Origin of the sequence: Streptomyces sp. NPDC008137 (assembly GCF_042957035.1) — a bacterium.
Classification (GTDB): domain Bacteria; phylum Actinomycetota; class Actinomycetes; order Streptomycetales; family Streptomycetaceae; genus Streptomyces.
The window spans coordinates 399,914-423,965 of sequence record NZ_JBIBHN010000004.1; the positions used below are offsets into that span (position 1 = coordinate 399,914).

23 protein-coding genes and 1 pseudogene are annotated in these 24,052 nt (G+C 72.8%); 13 read left to right on the forward strand and 11 right to left on the reverse strand.

The window, feature by feature from the left end; translation table 11 throughout:
* Positions 1 to 42 precede the first annotated feature (42 nt).
* The 3 genes from ACFZBT_RS09780 to lnt form a co-directional block, all read right to left on the reverse strand.
* Positions 43 to 843: a 3-hydroxybutyrate dehydrogenase gene (locus ACFZBT_RS09780; RefSeq protein WP_391100610.1), complete on the reverse strand. Its 801-nt coding sequence runs from the start codon at positions 841 to 843 to the stop codon at positions 43 to 45.
* Positions 844 to 897: 54 nt separating this feature from the next.
* Entirely contained in the window at positions 898 to 1,377 is a 480-nt protein-coding gene (locus ACFZBT_RS09785) for an NUDIX domain-containing protein (protein WP_391100612.1), read from the reverse strand.
* Positions 1,378 to 1,444: 67 nt separating this feature from the next.
* A complete protein-coding gene (lnt, locus tag ACFZBT_RS09790; RefSeq protein WP_391100615.1) occupies positions 1,445 to 3,052 on the reverse strand; it encodes an apolipoprotein N-acyltransferase in 1,608 nt (535 codons plus the stop codon).
* A gap of 287 nt (positions 3,053 to 3,339) precedes the next feature.
* Between lnt and ACFZBT_RS09795 the strand changes: the two genes are divergently transcribed.
* Positions 3,340 to 4,395 (forward strand): O-antigen ligase family protein, encoded by a 1,056-nt coding sequence (locus ACFZBT_RS09795; protein ID WP_391100745.1) that lies wholly within the window; start codon positions 3,340 to 3,342, stop codon positions 4,393 to 4,395.
* A gap of 39 nt (positions 4,396 to 4,434) precedes the next feature.
* On the opposite strand, the gene ACFZBT_RS09800 is transcribed toward ACFZBT_RS09795, so the two are convergent.
* Both ACFZBT_RS09800 and ACFZBT_RS09805 read right to left on the reverse strand, forming a co-directional pair.
* Positions 4,435 to 4,986 (reverse strand): hypothetical protein, encoded by a 552-nt coding sequence (locus ACFZBT_RS09800; protein ID WP_391100617.1) that lies wholly within the window; start codon positions 4,984 to 4,986, stop codon positions 4,435 to 4,437.
* Between the two features lie 111 nt (positions 4,987 to 5,097).
* Entirely contained in the window at positions 5,098 to 5,883 is a 786-nt protein-coding gene (locus ACFZBT_RS09805; RefSeq protein ID WP_391100619.1) for an aspartate/glutamate racemase family protein, read from the reverse strand.
* Positions 5,884 to 5,922: 39 nt separating this feature from the next.
* Here ACFZBT_RS09805 and ACFZBT_RS09810 point away from each other — a divergent pair, with 39 nt between their 5' ends.
* Complete coding sequence (locus tag ACFZBT_RS09810) at positions 5,923 to 7,116, forward strand: glycosyltransferase (protein WP_391100621.1); 1,194 nt, start codon at positions 5,923 to 5,925, stop codon at positions 7,114 to 7,116.
* A 22-nt stretch (positions 7,117 to 7,138) separates the two neighbouring features.
* Here ACFZBT_RS09810 and ACFZBT_RS09815 read toward each other — a convergent pair whose 3' ends face one another.
* Complete coding sequence (locus ACFZBT_RS09815; protein ID WP_391100623.1) at positions 7,139 to 8,434, reverse strand: TerD family protein; 1,296 nt, start codon at positions 8,432 to 8,434, stop codon at positions 7,139 to 7,141.
* Between the two features lie 295 nt (positions 8,435 to 8,729).
* Between ACFZBT_RS09815 and ACFZBT_RS09820 the strand changes: the two genes are divergently transcribed.
* From ACFZBT_RS09820 to ACFZBT_RS09835, 4 genes are all read left to right on the forward strand, one after another.
* The gene (locus ACFZBT_RS09820; RefSeq protein WP_189730607.1) at positions 8,730 to 9,161 is read left to right on the forward strand and encodes a DUF6643 family protein; all 432 of its coding nucleotides are present in this window, start codon (positions 8,730 to 8,732) and stop codon (positions 9,159 to 9,161) included.
* Positions 9,162 to 9,203: 42 nt separating this feature from the next.
* Positions 9,204 to 10,028: an MOSC N-terminal beta barrel domain-containing protein gene (locus ACFZBT_RS09825; RefSeq protein WP_391100627.1), complete on the forward strand. Its 825-nt coding sequence runs from the start codon at positions 9,204 to 9,206 to the stop codon at positions 10,026 to 10,028.
* Positions 10,029 to 10,204: 176 nt separating this feature from the next.
* Positions 10,205 to 10,810, forward strand: a complete 606-nt coding sequence (locus ACFZBT_RS09830) for a hypothetical protein (protein WP_391100630.1) — start codon at positions 10,205 to 10,207, stop codon at positions 10,808 to 10,810.
* A 229-nt stretch (positions 10,811 to 11,039) separates the two neighbouring features.
* Positions 11,040 to 13,475 carry a right-handed parallel beta-helix repeat-containing protein gene (locus ACFZBT_RS09835; RefSeq protein WP_391100632.1) on the forward strand — a complete coding sequence of 812 codons (2,436 nt, stop codon included), beginning with the start codon at positions 11,040 to 11,042 and terminating at the stop codon, positions 13,473 to 13,475.
* An 8-nt stretch (positions 13,476 to 13,483) separates the two neighbouring features.
* Here ACFZBT_RS09835 and ACFZBT_RS09840 read toward each other — a convergent pair whose 3' ends face one another.
* On the reverse strand, positions 13,484 to 15,829 hold the full coding sequence (locus ACFZBT_RS09840) for a hypothetical protein (protein ID WP_391100635.1): 2,346 nt from the start codon (positions 15,827 to 15,829) through the stop codon (positions 13,484 to 13,486).
* Positions 15,830 to 16,120: 291 nt separating this feature from the next.
* Here ACFZBT_RS09840 and ACFZBT_RS09845 point away from each other — a divergent pair, with 291 nt between their 5' ends.
* The gene (locus ACFZBT_RS09845) at positions 16,121 to 16,951 is read left to right on the forward strand and encodes a DeoR/GlpR family DNA-binding transcription regulator (RefSeq protein ID WP_382488087.1); all 831 of its coding nucleotides are present in this window, start codon (positions 16,121 to 16,123) and stop codon (positions 16,949 to 16,951) included.
* A 63-nt stretch (positions 16,952 to 17,014) separates the two neighbouring features.
* Positions 17,015 to 17,482, forward strand: a complete 468-nt coding sequence (locus ACFZBT_RS09850) for an SRPBCC family protein (RefSeq protein ID WP_391100638.1) — start codon at positions 17,015 to 17,017, stop codon at positions 17,480 to 17,482.
* Between the two features lie 16 nt (positions 17,483 to 17,498).
* Here the strand turns inward: ACFZBT_RS09850 and ACFZBT_RS09855 are convergent, their stop codons facing one another.
* Entirely contained in the window at positions 17,499 to 18,623 is a 1,125-nt protein-coding gene (locus tag ACFZBT_RS09855; RefSeq protein WP_391100640.1) for a pyridoxal-phosphate dependent enzyme, read from the reverse strand.
* Positions 18,624 to 19,018: 395 nt separating this feature from the next.
* On the opposite strand from ACFZBT_RS09855, the gene ACFZBT_RS09860 reads away from it, so the two are divergent.
* Positions 19,019 to 19,342, forward strand: a complete 324-nt coding sequence (locus tag ACFZBT_RS09860; protein WP_261682162.1) for a hypothetical protein — start codon at positions 19,019 to 19,021, stop codon at positions 19,340 to 19,342.
* 183 nt (positions 19,343 to 19,525) lie between these two features.
* Positions 19,526 to 20,062, forward strand: a complete 537-nt coding sequence (locus ACFZBT_RS09865) for an ATP-binding protein (RefSeq protein WP_391100642.1) — start codon at positions 19,526 to 19,528, stop codon at positions 20,060 to 20,062.
* 61 nt (positions 20,063 to 20,123) lie between these two features.
* Here the strand turns inward: ACFZBT_RS09865 and ACFZBT_RS09870 are convergent, their stop codons facing one another.
* Positions 20,124 to 20,414 carry an SHOCT domain-containing protein gene (locus ACFZBT_RS09870; RefSeq protein ID WP_391100644.1) on the reverse strand — a complete coding sequence of 97 codons (291 nt, stop codon included), beginning with the start codon at positions 20,412 to 20,414 and terminating at the stop codon, positions 20,124 to 20,126.
* Positions 20,415 to 20,568: 154 nt separating this feature from the next.
* Here ACFZBT_RS09870 and ACFZBT_RS09875 point away from each other — a divergent pair, with 154 nt between their 5' ends.
* From ACFZBT_RS09875 to ACFZBT_RS09885, 3 genes and pseudogenes are all read left to right on the forward strand, one after another.
* On the forward strand, positions 20,569 to 21,132 hold the full coding sequence (locus ACFZBT_RS09875) for a TetR family transcriptional regulator C-terminal domain-containing protein (protein WP_391100647.1): 564 nt from the start codon (positions 20,569 to 20,571) through the stop codon (positions 21,130 to 21,132).
* 10 nt (positions 21,133 to 21,142) lie between these two features.
* A complete protein-coding gene (locus tag ACFZBT_RS09880) occupies positions 21,143 to 21,721 on the forward strand; it encodes a DUF4865 family protein (RefSeq protein ID WP_391100649.1) in 579 nt (192 codons plus the stop codon).
* Positions 21,718 to 22,631, forward strand: a pseudogene (locus ACFZBT_RS09885) (phosphotriesterase). Before ACFZBT_RS09880 ends, ACFZBT_RS09885 begins: the two are co-directional and overlap by 4 nt.
* A 2-nt stretch (positions 22,632 to 22,633) precedes the next feature.
* On the opposite strand, the gene ACFZBT_RS09890 reads toward ACFZBT_RS09885, so the two are convergent.
* Together ACFZBT_RS09890 and ACFZBT_RS09895 are read right to left on the reverse strand one after the other, a co-directional pair.
* Positions 22,634 to 23,056: a TIGR03618 family F420-dependent PPOX class oxidoreductase gene (locus ACFZBT_RS09890; RefSeq protein WP_391100651.1), complete on the reverse strand. Its 423-nt coding sequence runs from the start codon at positions 23,054 to 23,056 to the stop codon at positions 22,634 to 22,636.
* 12 nt (positions 23,057 to 23,068) lie between these two features.
* The gene (locus ACFZBT_RS09895) at positions 23,069 to 24,013 is read right to left on the reverse strand and encodes an NAD(P)-binding domain-containing protein (protein ID WP_391100747.1); all 945 of its coding nucleotides are present in this window, start codon (positions 24,011 to 24,013) and stop codon (positions 23,069 to 23,071) included.
* Between the last annotated feature and the right edge of the window lie 39 nt (positions 24,014 to 24,052).

A 24,052-nucleotide genomic window follows, 5' to 3' on the forward strand; every position in this document is an offset into this window, starting at 1 on the left:
CCCTGTGGACAACCCGGGAGCCGACACAGCCGGGCCAGGAGGTCAATGGGCGGTCCAGCCGCCGTCGAGCGCGAGCGAGGTTCCGGTCACGAAGGACGCCTGCGGGCCGCACAGATACGCCACGGCCTCGGCGACCTCCTCCGGTTCGATGAGCCGCTTGACGGCGCTGTCCTGCAACAGCACCTCGGACAGGACGCGTTCCTCGGGGATGCCGTGCGCCTGCGCCTGGTCGGCGAGCTGCTTCTCGACCAGTGGGGTGCGCACATAGGCGGGGTTCACACAGTTCGAGGTGACACCGTGGGGTGCGCCTTCGAGGGCGGCGGTCTTGGAGAGTCCCTCCAGGCCGTGTTTGGCGGCCACGTAGGCCGACTTGTAGGCCGAGGCGCGCAGCCCGTGGACGGACGACACATTCACGATGCGGCCCCACCCCTGGCCGTACATGTGGGGCAGGGCACCGCGGATGAGCCGGAACGGTGCCTCCAGCATCACGGTGAGCACCCGGTGGAAGGCGTCGGGCGGGAACTCCTCGATGGGGCGCACCAGCTGGAGCCCGGCGTTGTTGACGAGGATGTCGGTGCCCGCGGCGGCGCGTTCGGCGGCGTCCAGGTCGGTGAGGTCGAGGACGTGCGGTTCCACGGTGCCCGCGAGGTCGTGTCCCTGTTCGGCGAGTGTCTCCAGGCCCGCGGCGTCGCGGTCGACGGCTCTCACCTCGGCCCCGGCGGCCGCGAGCCGCAGCGCGCAGGCGCGGCCGATGCCGCCGGCGGCTCCGGTGACGAGCGCGATGCGGCCGCCGAGGTCGAGCGAGGAAGCGTGGGGAGCCGGGGAGACACGGGGCGCGGTCATGCGTCGACCTTAGGAAGGGCTCCTGCCCGGCCCCATGTGGTCACACCCCATAGTTCAGCTGGGGGCAGTGGGGTCGAACCATGTGGGGGCGTCCGACACAGCCTGCTTGATCCGGAGCAGTCCGAACTCGTTCAGCTCGGGCAGGGCGTCGATGTCGAACCAGCCCACGTCCAGCGACTCGTCGTCGTTGACCCGGGCCTCGCCGCCGACGGCCCGGCAGCGCAAAGTGATGTCCATGTACTGGCAGGTGTCGCCGTTGTCGTACGTGACGGGGTTGAGCGCCTGGACGAGGACGACCCGCTCGGCGACGCAGTGCACGGCCGTCTCCTCGTGGACCTCCCGTACGGCGCAGGCCGCGGGCTCCTCCCCCGGGTCCGGGATGCCGCCGATCACGGACCACTTGCCGGTGTCGGACCGGCGGTTGAGCAGCACTCTGCCCTCGTCGTCGAAGACGATGGCGGTGACTCCGGGAAGCCAGAGCAGCTGATGGCCGGCCGAGGCGCGGAGGGTCCGGATGAAGTCAGGAGTAGCCATGCCGACGACCCTAATCGGCCGGTCGCGGTGTCCCGCGCGATTCAGGCAGCGTGCGACGGGCGTACGGCTACACGTCACCGGCGCGTCGTCCGCGCAGACCGGCGCCGACGGCCCAGCCCAGACCGCCGGCCGCGACCAGCACGAGGGCGATCTCCGGCAGGATGCCCAGCCGCGTGGCAGGGGTCTGCGAGGACCGCAGCGGCACCTTCTGCACCAGTGAGTCGGCGACGAACATCCCGGTCTTCTGCGTGATCTTCCCGTCCGGCATGATCATCGCGCTGACTCCGCTGGTCACCGGCACCGTCACGGTCCTGCTGTGCTCGACCGCGCGGACCCGTGACATGGCGAGCTGCTGGTAGGTCATCTCACTGCGGTCGAAGGTGGCGTTGTTGCTCGGCACGGAGATCATCTGGGCGCCGTCGGTGACCTCGGAGCGCACGGCCCAGTCGAAGGCGGCCTCGTAGCAGGTGACGAGGCCGACCTTGGCGCCGTCCATGGTGAACACGCCCGGTTCGGTGCCGCGGCTGAAGTCCTGGCGGACCATCGCCGTCCAGTTCTCGTTGATCGCGCCGATGAACGAGCGCAGGGGCAGGTACTCGCCGAACGGCTGGATCTGACGCTTGTCGTAGGTGTCGACGGGGCCCTTCGCCGGGTCCCACAGGATCTGCTCGTTGTACAGCTTGCCGTCGCGCTCCACGACGCCGCCGACCGAGACGGGCACACCGATGGCCTTGGCCGCCTTGTCGATCACGGCGCGGGCGTCGGGGTTGGCGAAGGGGTCGATGTCGGAGGAGTTCTCCGGCCACAGCACGAAGTCGGGCTGGGCCACCCTGCCGGCCTTGACCTGCGCGGCCAGGCGTTCCGTCTCGCGCGCGTGGTAGTCGAGCACGGCCCGCCGCTGGGAGTTGAAGTCGAGGCCCGCGCGGGGCACGTTGCCCTGGATCGCGGCGACGGTCACGCTGCCGTCCTCGGCCTTGTCGCTGACCAGCGTCCGGGCGGCCACCGCCCCCAGGACCGGGACGCCCAGGCTCAGCACGGCGACCGCTGCCGCGATGGGCCGTACGACCCCGGTGGCCCGCCTCTCCAGACCGAGACGCGCGGCCTCGTACAGCCCGAAGCCGCACAGGACCACGGCGAAGCCGAGCACCGGCGTTCCGCCCACCGCCGCGAGCGGCAGGAACACCCCGTCGGCCTGCCCGAACGCGACCTTCCCCCAGGGAAAGCCCTCGAACGGCACACGCGCGCGTGCCGCCTCTCCGGCGATCCACACAGCGGCCGCCCACACCGGCCAGCCGGGCAGCTTCGACACGGCCGCGACGCCCGCGCCGACCAGGGCGACGAAGATCGCCTCGATGATCACCAGGGCGAGCCAGGGGCCCGGCCCGACCTCCACTCCGGTCCACACCAGCAGCGGCAGCAGAAAGCCGAGGCCGAAGAGATACCCCAGGCCAAGTCCCGCCTTCCAGCTCCGGCCGCGCAGCACCCAGCCGAAGACGGCGAAGGCCGGCGGTGCCAGCCACCAGAGAGTGCGGGGCGGGAAGCTGACATAGAGGAGCAGGCCGGAGAGCGCGGCTGCGGCGGCCGGAACGAGACGCCGGGCCCACGCCCGCGCCCGGGGCGCGTTCCGCGGCTCCAACTGGTCCGACTCGCCGACGGAGGTTGCGGTGACGGTCACTCCCGGAGTCTAAGGCGCGTGACCTTGAGGCCGACAGCGCGGTCCACGGGGCAGGCGGCTCCACGCCGTGGGGGCGGCCACGCGCGGTGTCGCCCCGCGTCCGCAGCATCGTTCCTGCTCATTTCGTCACGACACATCCACAAACCGTCCACCAGCGGCTACGGTGTGCCGGAGTTTCAGTCGTGCGGCCGGTCACGGCCTGTGCGGCCGGGGTCTTCACAGTCGGGGGCGACGTGGTGCGGGGGCGGGGCGGGGTGGGTTCACGCGGGCTGACGTCCGCGTCCGGGCTGGACGCGGACGGCGAGAGAAGAATCGTTTCCGATGCGGCGGGCGTCGTGGTGCTGGGAGCGTGCGCGGGCTGGTCCCTGATCACGGCCGCGGTGCACGAGGGCCGGCCCGAGGGCGTGCTCCTCGCGGTGCTTGCCGTGGCGGCCGGGTACGCCGCGGGGCGGATCGGCGGGGCGCTGCTGCCGGTCGGCGCGCCCTGCGCCGGGGCGCTGGCGGGTGTCGCGCTCACCGTGGCCGTTCCGCACCTCACCCCGGGCCCGCAGATCACCGCGCCCCTGGGACACGCCGGGGCCACGGCGGCCGTCCTGACGCTGTCGGCCGGTGCCGCGTGCTGCGCGGCCTGGGCCGCCGGCGCTCCGGCCGCCCGGATCGCCCTGTGCCTGCTGGCCGCCGGGACCGCGGTTCTGGCGGCTGTGCTCGGCTCTACCACCGGCTGTGTCACCTGCGTCGCGGTGCTGTTGTGCTCGCTCGCCGCCGGCCGCACCCGTCATCGGGGCGCCGGCCTGGCCCTGCTGGCCGCGGTCGCCGCCCTGGTGCCCTGCCTGGCCTGGGCGGTCGCCGCGCGGGCCGTACCGGGCGGGCTCGTGGCCGCCCTCGAAGGACGGCTGACGCCGCACCGCGTGCGGCTCTGGGAGGACGCGTGGGGTCTGCTGCGCGAGGACGCCGTGCTGGGGGTCGGCCCGGGCCGCTTCGGGGAGCTGAGCACGACGTCCGCCCAGTCGCTGCTGTCCGACGGCAAGCCCCACTCGGCACCCCTGCAGCAGGCGGCCGAGCAGGGCCTCGTCGGCGTGGCCCTGCTGGCGGCGGCGTTCGGCTGGGTGCTGTACGCGCTGTGGCGCGGCCCACGCCCGACGCCGGTGGCGCTGACCGCGGGCGCGACCCTTACGGCGCTCGCCGCCATCGCCGCGTTCGGCAACGCGCTGAGCTTCACCGCGGTGTCGGTGGGCGCGGGCCTGCTGGCGGGCACGGCCACGGCACGCCCCTGGGCCGACGAACAGTCGAGCCGCGCCCCGGACACACACCAGCGCGGCGCAGGACGCACCCCTGCCTGGTGACCGGCCGCCCTGGTGATCACGGCCGGCGAACCACCGCGCTCAGTGCGCGGGAGCGCCCGGCTTCTTGGGCCGCAGCCGTGCCTTGATCACCTGGACGGCCGCCTCCGCGTCGTCCACGGTGACCGTGAAGGTGTGACCGTCCCACAGCTCCAGCACGACGCCCTCACCCCGTCGTACGACCACCGCGGTGCCCTTCTCGGGCCGCCATCGGTAGCCCCAGCCGCCCCAGTGCCGGGGGGTGACATGCGGCAGGTAGGTCGCGCCCGCCACATGGGAGAGCGGGATACGACGGCGGGGCAGCCCGATGTGGCCGCAGCGCACCTCGAGGTGCTCGTCGTCGACCCGGAGCGCGACGTGCACGAAGGCGAGGGTTCCGAAGAGGACCAGCAGCCCGGCGGCGATGCACCCGACGACGGCCATGACGAGCGCGGCGCCGGACCTCCACGCCGAGTCGACGGCCAGCTCGATGCCCAGCGCCATGCACGCGGCGCCGGCCAGCGCCAGCAGCCACTGGACCCGGTTGGTGGCACGGCCGGTCCAGACATCGGGGTGCGAGTGGGGGGCGCTCTCGCCGTGGGGGTGGTCCCTCATGCATATGAGGTTACTCAGGTTTCGCTCCGCGGGTACCTCATGGCGGAGCGTGACTGCGCCGACCGGGCGGCGCCCCGTCCGGCACGGGCGACGGCCGGTGACAGGTGCCGGTCAGCCGGCGGGGGTGACCGCCTGGAGCAGCCGCCCTTCGTCGTACGCCAGGGCCGGCGCGGGCAGCGTGCCCTCGCGTCCGCTCAGCAGCACGGTCAGGGTGCCGTGCGGGGAGGCTCCCGGTGCGGGCTGCTGACCGAGCCGGCGCAGGGCCTGGGCCGCGACGGCGCCCGCGGAGCCGTGCAGCACGAGGGGCGGCCTGCCGGGGCGCTGGACGGCGGTCCGGATGCGCTCGGCGACCAGTTCGTAGTGGGTGCAGCCCAGGACGACGGTCGTCACCTCGTCGGGGGTCAGCGCCGCGGCGGCGGCCACGGCGGCGTCGATCGCCGCCTCGTCCGCGTGCTCCACGGCCTCGGCGAGGCCCCAGCAGGGCACCTCGGCGACGGGCACTCCGCCGGCGAAGTCCCGGATCAGCGCCTTCTGGTACGGGCTGCCGGTGGTGGCCGGGGTGGCCCAGATGGCTATGGGTCCGCCGCCGGCCGCGGCGGGCTTGATCGCCGGGACGGTGCCGACGACCGGGAGCTCCGGTTCGAGGCGGGCGCGCAGGGCGGTGAGCGCGTGCACGGTCGCGGTGTTGCAGCCGACGATCAGGGCGTCGGGGCGGCGCGCGGCGGCCGCCTCGGCGACGGCCAGGGCCCGCTGGGTCAAGTCCTCCGTGGTCCTCGGTCCCCACGGCATCCCGTCGGGGTCGAGGGAGAGCACGAGATCGGCGTCGGGGCGCAGCCGCCGCATCGCGGCGGTGGCCGCCAGCAGACCGATTCCGGAGTCCATGAGCGCGATCTTCACCCGATCACGATAGACGATGAGCCTTCTCGGCCGGGTCCGGTGGGGCAGACTGCGCGCGTGAGCGCCGTTGTGTGGACTGCCGCTGGATCACTTCTCGCCTGGCTGTGGCTGCTGCTCTGTCAGGGTTTCTTCTGGCGCACAGACGTGCGGCTGCCGCCGCGCCGGGATCCGGACGTGTGGCCGTCCGTGTGCGTGGTCGTACCGGCCCGCGACGAGGCGGCGATGCTGCCCGTCGCGCTGCCGTCCCTGCTGCTGCAGGACTATCCGGGGCGCGCGGAGGTCTTCTTCGTCGACGACTGCAGTTCGGACGGCACCGGTGACCTCGCCCGGGAACTGTCGCTTCGGCACGGCGGGCTGCCGCTGACCGTGAGCTCGCCGGGTGAGCCGCCCCCGGGCTGGGCCGGGAAGCTGTGGGCGGTGCGCCACGGCGTCGGCCTGGCACGCGCGCGTGATCCCGAGTATCTACTCCTGACGGACGCCGACATCGCGCACGCGCCGGACAGTCTGCGGGAACTGGTGGCGGCGGCCCGCGCGGGAGGGTTCGACGTGGTCTCGCAGATGGCGCGGCTGCGGGTGGAGAGCGCCTGGGAACGGCTCGTCGTACCGGCTTTCGTCTACTTCTTCGCGCAGCTCTACCCCTTCCGCCGGATCGGCAGGAAGGGAACGCGGACGGCCGCCGCGGCCGGTGGTTGCGTCCTGCTGCGGGCGGAGACCGCCGAGCGGGTGCGGATCCCGGACGCGTTCCGGCACGCCGTCATCGACGACGTGGCTCTCGCCCGGGCCGTCAAGCGCGGCGGTGGCCGTGTCTGGCTCGGGCTCGCCGACCGGGTGGACAGCGTGCGGCCGTATCCACGGCTGCACGACCTGTGGCGGATGGTGTCGCGCAGCGCGTACGCGCAACTGCGGCACAACCCCCTGCTGCTGGCCGGGACGGTCGCGGGGCTGGCGATGGTGTACCTGGTGCCGCCGGTGGCGGTCGTGGCCGGTCTGGCCGCGAGGAGCGCGGCGGCGGCGGTCACCGGTGGACTGGCGTGGCTCGTGATGACCGGGACCTACGTCCCGATGCTCCGCTACTACCGGCAGCCGCTGTGGCTCGCTCCCCTGCTGCCCTTCACCGCGTTCCTCTATCTCCTCATGACGGTCGACTCGGCGGTGCGGCACTACCGGGGACGCGGCGCGGCCTGGAAGGGCCGCACCTACGCCCGTCCCGAGGCCGTGCCCGACGAGGGCTGACGGCCGTCGGCGGGAAGGGTGGTCATTTCCTGCCGGGGGTCCAGTTCATGCCCCACCCGTAGGTGTGGTCGACCGTGCGCTGCGGGCTGACCCCGCGCTCGGGCACCAGGTAGCGCGCCTCCCGCTGGACGACCAGATCGCCCCCGGTGTTGGTGATCAGGGCGAGCGCGCACACGGTTGAGGGGACCGTGCACTCGTCGAGGGAGAACTCGATCGGGGCGCCGTACTGCGGCCGGAGCGTGACCGTGGCGTTCAGGTCGGCGAAAGAGCGTGCGCCTTCGTAGATGGTGACGAAGACGAGGATGCGCCGGAAGGCGTTCTTGTGGTCGAGATTGACGGTGAGGTTCTCACCGGCCGCCACAGCGCCGGTGCGGTCGTCGCCGTCGAGGTGGACGTACGGGGGCTGGTGCAGCGCTCCGAAGCTGTTGCCGAGGGCCTGTACGACGCCCTTGCTGCCGTCGGTGAGTTCGAACAGCGCGCACAGGTCGAGGTCGAGGTCGGAGTGCATCGCGGCCGGGCGGCCGAACTTGCCGCTCCACCCCGAGAACTGCTTGCGCACCTCCCAGTTGAGGTTCACGTGGAGGGCGCCGGAGGTGCCGCCCTGCTTGGTGAGCGAGACGGAGGGGGCCGCCTTGGTGAGCGTCACCTTGGTCAGGCGGACCGGCGCCGGGGGCGCGGCGGGCGGGGTCGCCGGCCCTGTCATCGGCGGGGGTGCGGGCGCCGGGGGCGCCGCGGGCGGTGGGGTGGCCATGGGCGGTGGGGTGGCCATGGGCGGTGCCGCGGCCGGGGCCGTCTGCTGCGGTTCGTCCACGGTGATGCCGTATTCGGTGGCCAGCCCTTCGAGCCCGCTGCTGTAGCCCTGCCCGACAGCGCGGAACTTCCAGGCGCCCTGGCGGCGGTAGAACTCGCCCAGCACGAAAGCGGTTTCCGTCGTGGCGCCCGGGTTGTCGAAGCGGGCCATCGGAGTGCTTTGGGCGGCATCCTGGACCTCGATGTACAGGTCCGGGACCTGTCCGAAGGTGCCGCCGTCGGCGGAGGCGGCGAGGACGACCGTCTCGATCGAGGGCTCCACGCGCGAGAGGTCGACGAGGAGCGCGTCGGTCACCCGGCCGTCGGCGTTCCGCTTGCCCTCGTGACGGATCGCGCCGGAGGAGTGCGCGGGCTGGTTGTAAAAGACGAAGTCCGCGTCGGAACGCACCTTCCCGCTTACCAGCAGCAAAGCGGAGGCGTCCGCGTCGGGCACACCCGGTCCGGTACGCCAGCCCAATTCCACCCGCAGTGCCGCGGTAGGCACAGGAGTGTTTGAACCTTTCAGCATTTGCATGTCCGCCCCCATCGCGTATCACCGCGCCAGGCACATCCCGGCCGTTCTTCGAGTTCCGTGCGCACAACCTATTCCTCCCCACATCGAACTCCCATGCGCGCCGCCGGAAGTCCGGTGGCCAACCCCTGGTAACCGGCCCGGAACTCGGCCTTTACACGATCAGCACCCGGTTCGGTGCCCTTTTTTGGCGAGTTCGCTCGCATTGGGGATCCCAGGTCACTGACGACGCGGAAAACAACCCTCTTATCGGTCTCCCCAACCAGCACATCGTTGGCTTAACTTATGTGGCATGACCTCCCCCCGCTCCACCTATGGCGGCGGCTACTACTCCGCCTCCTTCCCGGACACCCCGATCTACGACAGGCTCGTCGCCGAGCGGGGCACCCCGCAGATCGCCCCGATCCGGGTCCCCGCGCAATACGACATGCCCGGCAGCAACCTGCCCGCCCTCCCGTCGGCCCTGCCCGCCCTGCCGGCAGCCCCCTCCCAGCCCGCCTACGGCTATCCGCAGGCGCAGCAGCCCGCCCCGCTCCAGCAGGCGCCCGCGGCGTACATCCCGCAGCAGGCCTCCGCACCGCGGGGCTATCCCGGCCCTCAGCCGCAGCAGCCGCGCCCGGCGGCACCCGGAGGAGGTTACGAGGCGATGCGACCCGCGGCTCCCCGCCCCGCTCCCGCTCCCTATCAGGACCCGTACAACAACCAGCAGTACCGCGGTTACTGAGCGGTCCCGGGGGTTGTCGGTGCCGGCTGGCACGATGACCCCATGGGGAACGCACATCTGCACTCGATTCACGTCCATCCGGTCAAGGCGGTCCGGGGCCTGGCGCCCCGGAAGGCCGTCGTAGAGCCCTGGGGGCTGGCCGGAGACCGACGCTGGGTGCTGATCGACGACGGGGGAAAGGTCGTCACGCAACGCCAGCAGCCGCGCCTCGCACCCGCCGCCGCGGAACTCCTCCCGGACGGCGGCGTCCGGCTGTCCGCGCCCGGCATGGAGCCGCTGACGGTGCCCGTTCCCCGGCCCCTCGGCACAGTGCCGGTGCAGATCTTCCGCGACAAGGTCGAGGCGGTCCCGGCCGAGGACGACGCCGCGCACGCCTGGTGCAGCGCCTATCTCGGCATCGGTGTGCGCCTCGTGTACATGCCGGATCCGGCCACACGCCGACCCGTGGACCCGGAGTACGCGCTTCCCGGCGAGACCGTCTCCTTCGCCGACGGCTTCCCGCTGCTGCTCACGACGACGGCCTCGCTCGAGGCCCTCAACACCCTGATCGCGCAGGGCGACCACGCGGACGAGGGCCCGCTGCCCATGAATCGTTTCCGGCCGAACGTGGTCGTGGCGGGCACCGCCGCCTGGGCCGAGGACGCGTGGTCCCGCATCGCCATCGGGGAGGTGTCCTTCCGGGTCGCGAAGCCCTGTGGCCGGTGCGTGGTGACCACCACCGACCAGGGCACGGGCGAGCGCGGTCGCGAGCCTCTGTACAGCCTGGGGCGGCACCGGCGGCTCGGCGGCAAGCTGGTCTTCGGCCAGAACCTGGTGCCCCTGTCCCGGGGCACGATCCGGGTCGGGGACCCTGTCAGAGCCCTCTGACAGCGCGGGCAGGAGGTCTCCGACGAGGTCGGGAACCGCCCCACGGGCCCGGGCGTTGGCCTTGTGTGAGAAGTTCATGAGAGACCCGTCAGGGGTGATGTGGCTCTCTCTTCGACGGGTCAGCGCGTGGAGGGCTCCGCCGGGGGTTATCACGGAGCGGGAAGGGGGTGCGGTCGGTGCGTGCGATCAGGGGGCTCTGGCGCTGGCGGCGCAATCCGCTGTGCCGGGCGACCGATCTGGCCGAGGCGTGGGTGGCGCTGGCGGCCCTGCTGCTGATCCTCCTGGTCGCCCCGGTGGCCGGGTTCTTCGTCGGAGGCGCCGCCCAGGACACGCTGCAGCAGTCCGTCCGGGCACAGCACGAGGCGCGGCATCCGGTGACGGCCACGGTGGTCCGCAAGCTGGACCGTTCCCCGCTCGACGCCGACCCCGAGACCTCGACGGGCCGAGATCTGCGCAACCGCGTCCTCGCCGACTGGACCGCCCCGGACGGCACCGCGCACCAGGGCCCGGTCCTGGCCGGCCTCAAGGACCCGCGGCAGGGCGACGAGTTCCGGATATGGACCGACCGGCACGGCCGGATGGTGGCCCGCCCGCTCGACTCCGCGACGGCGTCGACGCACGCGGTCCTCGGCGGCATGGGCGCGGCCCTGGCGGCCGGCGGCCTCGTCGAGGGAGCCAGGCGGCTGATCGTCTGGCGCATGGTCCGCCGCAGGTACGCCCGTTGGGACCAGGCATGGGACAAGACGGGCCCGGACTGGGGCAGGACGGGCACCGGCAGCTGAGACGGCCTTCCCACTCTGGTCAACCCGTCACCCGCGCGCACGCTACGGTGGTCCGGCCGAGACGATCGGCACAACCCGCGCGAGCGAGCAGGAGGGACGCGCCGGTGTCGCTGCCGCGTGCGCGCGCAGGCCCCAGAGGCCGAGCACGGCCGCGACTCCCGACACGGGCCGAAGCGCCCCGAGGGCGAACGAGCCATCAGTACGACCGAGGTGGGGGCACAGCTACACCATGGCACAGGGCACGGTCCAGGTGACGCACACCGGCACGTCGCGGTGGCGGCGCCGCACGGGTGAGTACGCATCGCTCGCCGCCGCTCTGGAGGCCGCGGCCGACGGAGACGTCCTCACCGTCGCCCCCGGCACCTACCGGGAGAACCTCGTCGTGCAGCGCGCGGTGACCCTGCGGGGGCCCGAGGGCTCCCCCGGCTCGGTGCGGATCGCGCCCGTGGACGGGGTGCCGCTGACGGTGCGCGCCTCGGCCGTGGTGCAGGACCTGCATGTGGAGGGCCAGGACTCGGCCGCCCCCGCCGTGCTGGTGGAGGAGGGCACACCGGAGCTGCGTGACGTGCGGGTCGTCACGCGCTCGGCGGCGGGGATCGAGGTACGCGGCAGCGCCCGTCCCACGGTCCGGCGCTGCGCGGTCGACAACCCGGCGGGCGTCGGCATCGCCGTACTCGACGGCGCGGGCGGGTTGTTCGAGGAGTGCGAGGTCGTCGCGGCCGGCCAGTCCGGTGTGGCCGTGCGCGGCGGCGCCCACCCCCGCCTGGAGCGCTGCCGGGTGCACCACACCTCGGGCTCGGGCCTGTCGGCGACCGGGGAGAACTCCGCGCTGGAGGCGGTGGGCTGCGAGATCTACGAAGTCCGGGGCAGCGGGGTGCAGATCACCGGCCGGGCCACCGCGCACCTCACGGACTGCGATGTGCACCGGACGACGGCCGACGGCGTCACGCTGGACACGGACGCCGTGCTGACGCTCGCCGACTGCCGTATCCACGACATCCCGGAGAACGCGGTCGACCTGCGCTCGCGTTCGGTCCTCACCCTGACGCGCACCACGGTGCGGCAGTTCGGCCGCAATGGCCTGTCGGTGTGGGACCCGGGCACGCGCGTGGACGCCAACCAGTGCGAGATCTTCGACAGCACGGGCGACTACCCGGCGGTGTGGGTGAGCGACGGCGCCACGGCGGTGCTCGACTCGTGCCGGGTGCACGACGTGCCGGACGCGCTGTTCGTCCTCGACCGCGGTTCGCGCGCGGACGTCGTCGACAGTGACCTGTCGCAGGTGCGCAACACGGCCGTGTCGGTGAGCGACGGCGCGACCGCCCAGCTGGACGACTGCCGGATCCGGGACGCGGCGACGGGCGCCTGGTTCCGCGACCACGGCAGCGGCGGCACCCTCAGCAACTGCACGCTGGACGGCACCCAGACCGGCGTCATCGTCACCAAGGGCGCCGACCCCACCGTGGAGCGCTGCACGATCGACTCCCCGGCGGAGGCCGGGGTCTATGTCTCGGCAGGCGGCCGCGGCAGCTTCCAGAACTGCCGCGTGACGGGCAGCGGCGGCTACGGCTTCCATGTGATCGACGGCAGCCGTACGTCGCTCAGGAAGTGCCGCACGGAGCGGTGCACGCGTGGCGGCTACGAGTTCGCGGACAGCGGCGCGGACGGGGCGTCCGGCACGGGCCCCGTAGTGGAGGACTGCACCAGCGACGAGAGCGCGGGGCTCAGGGCGCCCGCGGCACGGGAGACGGCCGTGCAGACGGTGAACCACTCCCCCGGTCTGCTGGGCGCCCTCCCGGAGCAGCGCACCGAACCCGCGCCTCCGGCCCCGGCCGCGGAGCCCGAGCAGCCCTCGCGCAGCTCGAAGGCGGTCCTCGGTGAACTGGACGCGCTGGTGGGCCTGGAGAGCGTCAAGCGCGAGGTGCGTGCCCTCACCGACATGATCGAGGTCGGCCGGCGCCGGCAGCAGGCGGGCCTGAAGGCGGCGTCGGTCAAGCGGCACCTGGTCTTCACCGGCTCCCCCGGCACCGGCAAGACGACGGTCGCGCGGCTGTACGGCGAGATCCTCGCCTCCCTCGGCGTGCTGGAGAAGGGGCACCTGGTCGAGGTGTCCCGGGTGGACCTGGTGGGCGAGCACATCGGCTCGACGGCGATCCGCACGCAGGAGGCCTTCGAGAAGGCGCGCGGCGGTGTGCTGTTCATCGACGAGGCGTACGCGCTGTCCCCCGAGGACGCGGGCCGCGACTTCGGCAAGGAGGCCATCGACACGCTGGTGAAGCTGATGGAGGACCACCGGGACGCGGTCGTGGTGATCGTCGCGGGCTACACGGCCGAGATGGAGCGCTTCCTGTCGGTCAACCCCGGTGTGGCGTCCCGCTTCTCGCGGACCATCACCTTCAGCGACTACGGCCCCGAGGACCTGTTGCGGATCGTGGAGCAGCAGGCCGAGGAGCACGAGTACCGGCTGGCGCCGGGCACCGCCGAGGCCCTGGGGAAGTACTTCACGGAGCTCCCCAAGGGCCCGGCGTTCGGCAACGGCCGTACCGCGCGGCAGACGTTCGAGGCGATGGTGGAGCGGCACGCGAGCCGGGTCGCCCAGGTCGCGGAGCCGAGCACGGACGATCTGACGCTGCTCTACTCCGAGGATCTGCCCGAGCTGCTCTGAGCCCCGGCCTACGCGGCGGGCGGCTCGGGCTCGTCGCGGGGTGCCGGCAGGCCCGGCCGCAGCCGGGCCAGCAGCTTGCGCCGTTCCTCGGCGAACGCCGGGTCGGCCTGGTAGTCGGAGTGGCCGAGGATCGGCGCGGGCAGCGGCAGCAGTTCGGTGCGGCCGTAGGCGAGCGGGTCCTTGAGCGGGCCGTGGTCGACCTGGTGGCCGCGGTCGTCGGGCAGGCGCATCGGGCCGCCTATGGGGTCGGTGAGCCGGTAGAGGTTGCGCCAGCAGTCGATTTCCCGGTGCAGTGAGCTGAGCGCGGCGGGGCCGAAGTGTGCGGGGAACCAGCGGCCGTAGAGGCGTTCCAGCGGGGAGCCGTAGGTCAGCAGGGCGACGCGTTTGCGGGCGGACGGGGCGAGTTGCCAGGCCGCCGCGGCGGCGAGCACGCTGCCCTGCGAGTGCCCGGAGATGACCAGCCGTCCGCCGGTGGTCCGGGTCCAGGTCGCCATCCGCCAGGTCAGGTCGGGCACGGCGCGTTCGGCGTAGCAGGGCGGGGCGAAGGGGTGGGCGGCGCGCGGCCAGAAGGTGCCGACGTCCCAGAGGATGCCGATGGTGCGGCGGGCCGCCGCGTCCTTGTAGGCACGTCGGCCCCAGGTGACGAACAGTATGAAGCCGAGGCCGATCAGCCAGGAGCCGAGGGCCTGGGCGGTCTCCGCGGCACCGTGGACGACGGGGTAGGCGCCCTGCGCGGCCTCACCCGGTGTCTCGTCGGTGGTCAGGGCGCCCACCAGGGCTCCGGCGCCGAGCAGCAGGGTGACGCCGGAGGTGATGGCGACGACGCGGGGTCCGCGGTCGGTGAGCGCGGCCATCGCCCGGGTGGAGGCGATACGGCGGGTCCGGGCGCGGTCCTGGGCCTCGTCCGGGTAGTCGCGTGCCACGGCCTCGCGCTCGGCCCGGGCCAGCTGCCAGGCGCGCCGGCCCAGCCAGCCGAAGAGCACCAGGAGCACCACGATCAGGGGCGGGATGACGGACGCCTGCCAGGTCAGCAGGACGGGTGGGCCGTCGATCGACGTGCCCGTGCCGTCCAGCCAGTCGGACACGCGCTGGGACACGCCGCCGGACATCACCCCGCCCAGGGCGCAGGCCAGCATCGCGACGGCCGGTCCGCCGAGGCCGCGCAGCACGGCCCGCCGGTCGGGGTCGGTGCGGTGCAGGGCGTGGGCGACGACGGCGAGGACGATCACGAGCAGCCCCTGCACCAGGGCGATGCCGCCGAAGGCCAGGTCGCCCGGCAGCCGCCCGGCCGACTCCCAGCCGGGGCGCTCCCACCCGGCGTACAGCAGGGCGAGGCCGAGCAGGACGAGCGCGGTGAGCGGCAGGCGTCGTACGTAGCGTTCGTCGAGTTCACGGTCGAGGCGCCTCTCGCTGCGGCCCCGGCGGCACACGACCCAGATCACGGCGACCGCGCAGGCCGCGAGGGCCGCCTCCAGGAGCAGGCCCAGGATGTTCAGTGCGGCGGGGCCGCCGGGCTCGCGGTCGCGGCGGGCGGCGGCGCCGGCGACCGCGGCCGCGACGGTGATCAGTCCGGCGGCGGTGTGGGCGGCGCGCAGCCGGGCGACCAGCCGGCGTCCGTACCAGAACCCGGGACGCCCCAGCGCGGTCGGGCTGCCGTCTCCGTCGGGCTCGGGGTCGCGTTCGATCGGCTGCTGGGACTCGTAGTCGGTCCAGGTGCGCTTGGACAGGTACCACAGCAGGGCGGTCAGCGCGGTGGGGACGAAGGCGGCGAGGGCGAGCCTGCGGCCGGGACCGCTCCACCAGCCGCCGTCCGAGACGGTGGGCGAGAGGAAGCCCAGCCAGGAGTGGCGGTCGGCGCACGCGGGGGTGCCCGCGCACTGCCAGGCCGCCAGGTCGAGGGCGACCTCGCAGGCCGCCGCGACGAGCAGCACGGTCAGGGTGAGTCCCGCCAGCCGGACCAGAAGGCCGTAGAGGCGCACCGTGCGTCTTCGGCCGCGGGCGGTGGGGCGCATCCAGTGGGCGAGGTTGACGACCATGAACGGCAGCAGCAACAGCCACAGGGCGCGGGTGCCGTTGCCGGAGGTGAGGTTGCACCAGACGTAGGCCTCGGGCACCGGTCCCTCGCGGTGGTCGGCGTCGGGGCCGGTCTCCGCGTCGACGTCGTCGGCGCGGCGGAAGACGGCAGCGATGTGGTCGCCGGTGATCCGGACGGTGCGCGGATCGTTGAGCATGTCCTGGGGCGTGGTGCCGCCCACGCCGTGGACCAGGAGTTCCAGGGCGGTTTCGGTCTCGCCGGGCGGCCGGGCGGACTGGTCCGGCCCGCAGGTCGAGACATGTTTCTGCGCATGTTCCACTGATTCGCACTTCCCCCGTGACACGCCGTCGGCTCTGTCCGTGCGGGCACAAGGATCTCCACTTCCGCGGCGCCGCACACCTCCTGTCACGGAATCTCCCCGATCCGTGACGCGGGGAAGCGACGGGTGAGCCCCGAGTGACATGTGCGCGACGAGTGGTCGGTGGCGCCGCCGGCTCCGCGACATGCGAGGATGAGACGTCCGCGCACCGGAGCCCGGGGAAATGTCCTGAATGAGGGCGGGTGCGCAGGGCGAGTCGGACGGCATTGAGGCGAAAGGACCGGAGCGTACGTGAGCGAGAATCAGAACCTCCTCGCGGAGCAGCGGCGATCCCTGATCCTCGACGAGGTCCGCCGCCGGGGCGGTGTCCGGGTCAACGAGCTGACCCGGAAGCTCGGCGTGTCGGACATGACGGTCCGCCGCGATCTCGACGCGCTGGCCCGCCAGGGTGTGCTGGAGAAGGTGCACGGCGGCGCGGTCCCGGTGGTCGAGGCGAGTACGCACGAACCGGGCTTCGAGGCCAAGTCGGGCCTGGAGCTGACCGCCAAGGAGGACATCGCGCGGGCCGCGGCCAAGCTGGTCGCGCCGGGCGCGGCGATCGCCCTGTCGGGCGGTACGACGACCTTCGCGCTGGCGCACCAGTTGCAGGACGTGCCGGATCTGACGGTGGTCACCAACTCGGTGCGGGTGGCGGACGTCTTCCACGCGGCTCAGCGCACCTCGGGCCCCCGGCAGGGTGCTGCCACGGTCGTGCTGACCGGTGGTGTGCGCACTCCGTCCGACTCGCTGGTGGGGCCGGTGGCCGACCAGGCGATCGCGGCGCTCCACTTCGACCTGCTGTTCCTCGGCGTGCACGGCATATCGGTCGAGGCCGGCCTGTCGACACCGAACCTCGCGGAGGCCGAGACGAACCGGCGGCTCGTGCAGTCGGCCCGGCGGGTGGTGGTGGTCGCCGACCACACCAAGTGGGGCAAGGTGGGGCTGAGTTCGTTCGCGTCGCTGGAGCGGATCGACACGCTGGTGACGGACGCCGGTCTGCCGGACGAGGCGCGCGGCGTGGTCGTGGAGCATCTGCGGCGGCTGGTGGTGGCCGGGGAGCCCGAGGAGGGGGCAGACATCTGACGGGGCGCCAGCTAGGGTGACGCTTCCGGTCATCGCCCGTTCCGTGCGAGGAGGGCTTCGTCCATGGCTCACCGACTGCGCCCCGTCGGGCTCGAATTCGCCGGGACAGCGCCCGTGCGGCATGTCTCCGCGCTGGTGATCCCGGCTTCGGTGGAGGCGGTCTACCGGGCGCTGGAGGACGTGCCCGGCTGGGTCGACTGGTTTCCGCAGGTGACGGCCGCCCGTGAGATCGACGGGGGCGCGGGCCGCGACATCACGCTCAGCGGGGGCGTCCGGTTCCGTGAGTCCGTCATCGCGGCGAAGGAACCCGAGGTGTACGCCTATCGCGTCGACGTCACCAACGTGCCCGGCGTGCGGGCGATCGTCGAGGAGTGGCGGCTCGCGCCGGCCGGCGACGGCACCCGGGTGCGGTGGACCTTCGCCACCGACGGGACGGCGGCCTACCGGCTCGTCATGAGGCCGATACGGATCGCCCAGGCGCGCGCGTTCCGGGACGCCGTCTCGGCGCTGGCCCGGAGGCTGGCGGTCTGACGCCGCGGGCCCGGTCTCAGTCGGGCCAGACGCCCGTCTCCAGCAGCGAGTCGATCGCGGCCGTGTACGGCGCGATGTCCAGCCCCTGCGCGGCCAGCCAGGTGTCCGAGTAGTACTTGTCGAGATACCGGTCCCCCGGGTCGCACAGCAGGGTCACGACACTTCCCTGCCGTCCCTCGGACACCATCTCGGCGACGATCTTCAGCGCGCTCCACAGACCCGTGCCCGTGGAGCCGCCCGCCTTGCGGCCGATGGCCCGCTCCAGTGCCCGCACGGCGGCGACACTGGCCGCGTCGGGCACCTTCATCATCCGGTCGATCGCGCCGGGCACGAAGCTCGGTTCCATACGGGGCCTGCCGATGCCCTCGATACGGGAGCCGGAGTCGCACGCAACATCCGGATCACCGGTGGTCCAGCCGTCGAAGAAGCAGGAGTTCTCCGGGTCGGCCACGCAGACGCGTGTGTCGTACTGCATGTAGTGGACGTAGCGCGCGAGGGTCGCCGAGGTGCCGCCGGTGCCCGCCGTGGCGACGATCCACGCCGGCTCGGGATACCGCTCCAGGCGCAGCTGACGGAAGGTGGATTCGGCGATGTTGTTGTTGCCGCGCCAGTCCGTGGCCCGCTCGGCGTAGGTGAACTGGTCCATGTAGTGGCCGCCGGTCTCCGCCGCGAGACGGGCGGACTCCTCGTACATGGTGCGAGGGTCGTCCACGAAGTGGCATCGTCCGGAGTGGAACTCGATGAGGCGGATCTTCTCGGTGCTCGTCGTGCGCGGCATGACGGCGATGAAGGGAACGCCGATGAGCTTCGCGAAGTACGCCTCGGAGACGGCCGTCGAACCGCTGGAGGCCTCGATCACGGGTCTGCCCGGCCGGATCCAGCCATTGCACAGGCCATAGAGGAAGAGAGAGCGGGCGAGCCGGTGCTTGAGGCTGCCGGTGGGATGGGTCGACTCGTCCTTCAGGTACAGGTCGATGCCCCATCGCTCCGGCAGAGGGAACGAGAGCAGGTGTGTGTCCGCCGAGCGGTTGGCGTCGGCCTGGACCCTGCGGACGGCCTCTTTCAGCCACGCGCGGTAGCCGGCGTCACTGTGGTCGACGTCGAGGGTCACGCCGGTCCGGGTCTGCTGGGGAGTGCTCACGGGGGTGCTCCTATCGCTGCGCGCCGACGGCACGTCGCGCGGCCGACACCTCGATGATAGGCAGCTTCCGCACGCTCCTCACCTGCATAAACGCATCTTTGAGCCCCCCAAAGCGCCCCCTGGGGCAGAGGCCGGGGCAAGGGGGCGCGCGGTCCCGGGGGCGCATTCGCGTGTGTGCTGCGGGCGCCCCCGGCGAGGAGGTCGCACGTACTGGTGCTCGACGCCGGGTGCGGGCAGACTTCACCGCGGGACCGAGGCCCCGCACGGGGTACCGGCTGGGGTACGACGCACCGCCGGAGCAGGCTTCCGAGGCACACTGGATCAGTACACGGGCCCGTGCCGGGCGCCGCGGGGAGCGCGGGCCGGTACACCGAGCGCACAAGGGGGCGGGTGGCATGGCGGAGCCGGAGTTCAGGGCCACGGGCGTGCGGATCGGGAAGCGGCTGCGCTCGCTCACCCGGGCCGGCCAGGTCCGGATCAGCGACGGCCGGCTCGAGCTGCTGACCAGTTACGGCAGCGAGATCGACAGCGCGCCGGTACAGGCGGTGCGCGCCTCCAAGCCCTGGTTCGGCCCGGACGACCGGGCCACGGCGGATCTCAACGGCAATCGGTATCTGCTCACCCTGGGCGATCACGACCCCGCCCCGGGCGAGCCGGGACCGCCCGCGGCACGGCGCTTCATCGAGGCCGTGCGCCGAGCGGCGGGGCGTGGCGACTGAGATGTCCGCGAGTTGCGGTACCTCACCCCCTGCGTCACTCTGGTCTCACGTCACTCTGGGTTTACCGGCGATAACGCTGCGAACCAGCCCGCCGGCCACGACAGCGGGCGGCGGTGTCACGAAGGCGCCCTGCTGGATCCGAACTCCGTGTTCTTCCGGACCTCACGTCGGGGAGTCGCAGCCGTGATCAGCTACCCGAACAGACACTGCACGGTCGAGCTCCAAGCTCTGCCGTCGCGGATCGGCCAGGTCCGCAGAATCGTATCTGCGCAGTTGCGCTACTGGCATCTGGACGCCCTGATCGACCGGGCCTCGCTCGGCGTGACAGAGCTGCTGTCCAACGTCCACCGGCATGCCCAGCCCGACAAGACGTGCACGGTGAAGATAGAGCTCCTCCTCGACCGGCTCACGGTCTCGGTGCATGACCACGACCCGCGGATGCCCGTGGTGGAGGATCCCCAGGACATCGCGCCGCTGGCGACCTGCGGGCGCGGACTCGCGATGGTGGCCGCCATGAGCGAGAGCTGGGGCGTCCGGCCGGACGGCGAGTCCGGCAAGGTCGTGTGGTTCACCCTGCCGACCTCCGCGGTGGCGGCGCCTGCACGCCGGGCGCGCCGCGCGGTCCTGGACAAGCCCGTGCGCAGGTTCGCGGAGGTCGGGTCCTCCGCCGACGGGCTGCGGCCCGACCATGCTCCCGCCCGGTCCGCCGTTGCCGGTTGACCGGGCGGTGACCACCCTTCGCACGGCGGTCACTCCGAGTTGACTCGTTCGGGCAGCATGCTCAGACACCACCACCCTTGGCCGAGCGCCCGAACTCCTCGTTCAGTACGGACAGTCGGCGCCAGTACTCGTCCTCGTCGATCTCGCCGGAGGCGAAGCGGTGACCGAGCACGGCGATGGGCGAGTCGTTCCCGACCGCGGGCTGCCGCCAGGGGCCGCCCCGGCGTCCGCGCCATACGGTGCGGCGCAGTAGCACGATGCCTGCGCCGATCACCAGCGCCCAGATCAAGGGGAAGAACAGGATCCACGGGCCGGGCCCGCCGCCGTCACCGAAGTTCGCCAGGGTCTGCATGTCGTCCAACTCCTCGACGCGTTGCCGCGATGTCCTTCTGCGCTTCCGATAATCGCTCCGCGAGGGGTCCCGGGTCGTCGTACGGAAAGCGGCAGTGCGCGTACCTCACGGGGAGTACTGGAGTTTGTAACTACCAGTATGTACAGTCCTGGTTATGAGCACCTCGGAACGGCTGATCGAGTCCACCCGCGAGCTGCTGTGGGAGCGCGGCTACGTGGGCACGAGCCCCAAGGCGATCCTCGAGCGCGCGGAGGCCGGACAGGGCAGCATGTACCACCACTTCAAGGGCAAGCCCGATCTCGCGCTGGCCGCGATCCGGCGGACCGCCGAGGAGATGCGGGCTGCCGCCGAGGGCGTACTCGACGGCCCGGGAACGCCGTACGCGCGCGTCGAGGCGTATCTGCGGCGCGAGCGGGACGTGCTGCGGGGCTGTCCGATCGGCCGGCTGACCATGGACCCGGACGTGATCGCGAGCGACGAACTGCGTGCGCCGGTCGAGGAGACCCTGGACTGGCTCCGGGGACGCATCGCCGGGCTCGTCGAGGAGGGCAAGGAGCAGGGCCAGTTCGTGCCCTCGCTGGACGGCGGGGAGATCGCGGCGGCGGTCGTGGCCACGGTCCAGGGCGGCTATGTCCTCGCCCGCGCCTCCGGCTCCCCCGCCGCGTTCGACGCGGGGGTACGGGGGTTGCTCTCGCTCCTGGCGCCCCGTCCCGCCTGAGGAGGTTTCCGTGCACGCCATGCAGTACGAACTCACCTTGCCGGCCGACTACGACATGGGCGTCATCCGCGACCGGGTCACCCGGGTGGGGCGGCTGCTCGACGACTGGGAAGGGCTCGGCCTCAAGGCCTATCTTCTGCGCGAGCGCGGCCTGCGCGACTCGCCGGTCAATCAGTACGCGCCCTTCTATCTGTGGAACACCGTGGAGGGCATGAACTCCTTTCTGTGGGGCGGGGGCTTCCAGCGGCTCGGTGACGACTTCGGGCTGCCGTCCGTGCGGCAGTGGACGGGGCTCGCGTACGAGGAAGGGGGCGGGTCCCGGGCGCGGTACGCGGTGCGGCACCGCCAACGGGTAACCGGTGGAGGGCGGTTGGCCGATGTCGTGGCGGACGCGGTGGGCAAGGCCCGGCGGCTGGCGGCGGAGGACGGGGCCGTGCTCGCGGCAGCCGCCGTCGACACGAGCCGGTGGGAGCTGGTGCGCTTCTCGCTCTGGGAGCACGACACGCCCAAGGCCGACGGTGACGTGTTCGAGGTGCTGCACCTGTCGGCGCCCGGCCGGGACCGGCTGCCCCGGGGACGCCAGTGGTGACCGCGATCCCCACCGTGCTGGGAGACTTACCCCCTGGAGACCTGGGCGGGTGCGACGCCCACGACCATCTGTTCTTCGGCAGTCCCCGGCTGCCCGGTCAGGAGCTGCGCAGCGTGGCGGCGGCGCGGGCGGAGCTGACCGCGTTCCGGGAGCGGGGCGGCGGGGCCGTGGTGCAGTGGACGCCGTACGGGCTCGGGCGGCGGGCCGCCGATCTGCCGCCGCTGTCCCGGGAGACCGGCGTGCACGTGGTCGCCGCGACGGGTCTGCACCAGGCCGTGCACTACGACGAGGGCTCACTCGCCGGGCTGCGGGGCGGCTCGCCGACGTCTTCGTCTCCGAACTCACCGAAGGCATCAGGGTGTCGGGGGTACGGGCGGGGCTGGTCAAGGTCGCGGGCGGGTTCCACGCCCTGGACGCGCACGCCCGCTGGACCATGGAGGCGGCGGCCGAGGCACATCACGCCACGGGGGCGGCCATCGCCGTGCACCTGGAGCTGGGCACGGGGGCGCTCGCCGTACTGGACCTGCTCTGCGGGAAGTTGGGGGTGCCCCCGCACCGTGTGGTGCTCGGGCATCTCGACCGCTCCCCTGACCTAGTAACGCACCGGCAGGCCGCGGAGTCCGGCTGCCATCTGGCGTTCGACGGGCCCTCACACGCCCACCACGCCACGGACTGGCGGATGCCGGACGCCGTACAGGCCCTCGCCGACGCCGGGTTCGGCGACCGGGTGCTGCTGGGCGCGGACACCACCACCACGGCCGCCGCCCGCTCGGTCGGCGGCGGCCCCGGGACGCCGTATCTGCTGCGCCGGGTGCGGCCCCGGCTGGTCCACGCCGTGGGCGAGGACATGGTGGCGCGCATCCTCACGGCGAACCCGGGCCGGGCGCTCGGGACCGAGTGGCGGCGGTGACCTCAGCCTCCGGCCTGATCGCTGTCCTTCAGCTCCCCCCAGCCGTGCCACCGGTCGACCTCGATCCAGGCGCTGACCCGGGAGCGGACACGGTCCGGGTAGGGCTTTCCGATGTAGTGCCGGGCGAGGGTGTCGATGTCGGCCAGGCCCTCGTCGTCGTACATCTCGGTGACCCGGCCGATGAGGGTGACGTGGGTGTACCAGTCGTCGCCGGCGAGGACGGTGAGGGTGACGCGCGGGTCGCGACGCAGGTGCTTGAGGCGTACGCGGCCCTCGTCGAGGTTGACCAGGACGCGGCCGTCCTTCCACAGGTACCAGGTGGCGGTGGAGACGGGCGCGCCGTCGGAGCGCAGCGTGGCCATGACGCACGGGTTGGGCCGGCTCAGCAGGGCATCGGCCTCGGGCGGCAGCGGCGGCTTGGACATAAAAGGGACCTCCTAGGAGTCGGTCTTCTCGTCGAAGCTGGCGAAGTAGGCGGCGACCATGTCCTCGTCGCCGTGGCCCTGGGCGGCGGCACGCTCCATGCGGGTGGCGGCCGCCTCGGCGACGTCCAGGCGGACGCCATTGCCCGCGCCGGCCTGGACGATCAGGCGGGCGTCCTTGGCCGCGGTGCTCACCGCGAACTGCGGCGGCGTGAGCCGGTCGTCGAGGACCAGCTCGGACTTGGCACGCAGATAACCCATGTCGAGCGGGCCGCCGGCGACGAGGTCGAAGAAACCCTGCGGGTCGACGTCGAGGGCCTTGGCCAGCGCCAGGGCCTCACCGGCGGCGGCGGTGACGGCGAGGACCCAGCTGTTGGCGACCAGCTTCAGCCGGGTGGCCCCGCCCGCCGCCCCGTCCTCGCCGGTCCACACGGTGCGGGCGCCCACGGCGTCGAAGACCGGCGTCACCCGGTCCCGCCCCTCGGCGGGACCGGCGGCGAGCACGCTCAGTTGCCCGGCCTCGGCGGGCTGGCGCGTGCCCAGGACAGGCGCGTCGTAGAAGACCAAGTCGTGCTCGCGGGCGAAGGCGGCCAGATCGGCGGTGCCCTCGACACCGGCGGTGGTGGACTGCACCCACGCGATGCCGGGACGCAGCGCCGGGGCCGCCTCGCGCATCGTCTCCAGGACGGCCGGACCGTCGTAGAGCATGGTCAGGACGACATCGGTGTCCTGGACCGCCTGGGCAGGCGTGTCGACGATCCGAACGCCCTCGGCGGCCAGCGGCTCAGCCTTGGCACGCGTGCGGTTCCAGGCGCGGACGGTGTGTCCGGCCCGGGCGATGTTGCGGGCCATGGCCGCGCCCATGATGCCGGTGCCCAGGACGCTCACGGTGAGCTTGTCGGTCATTGCGCTCAACTTCCTCGGTGGTGCGGTGCGGCGGGCGTACTGCCTGTGAACCAGCCTGCCCGCTCGGGGCTCGCCTGCCCGGGAGCGGCGCGG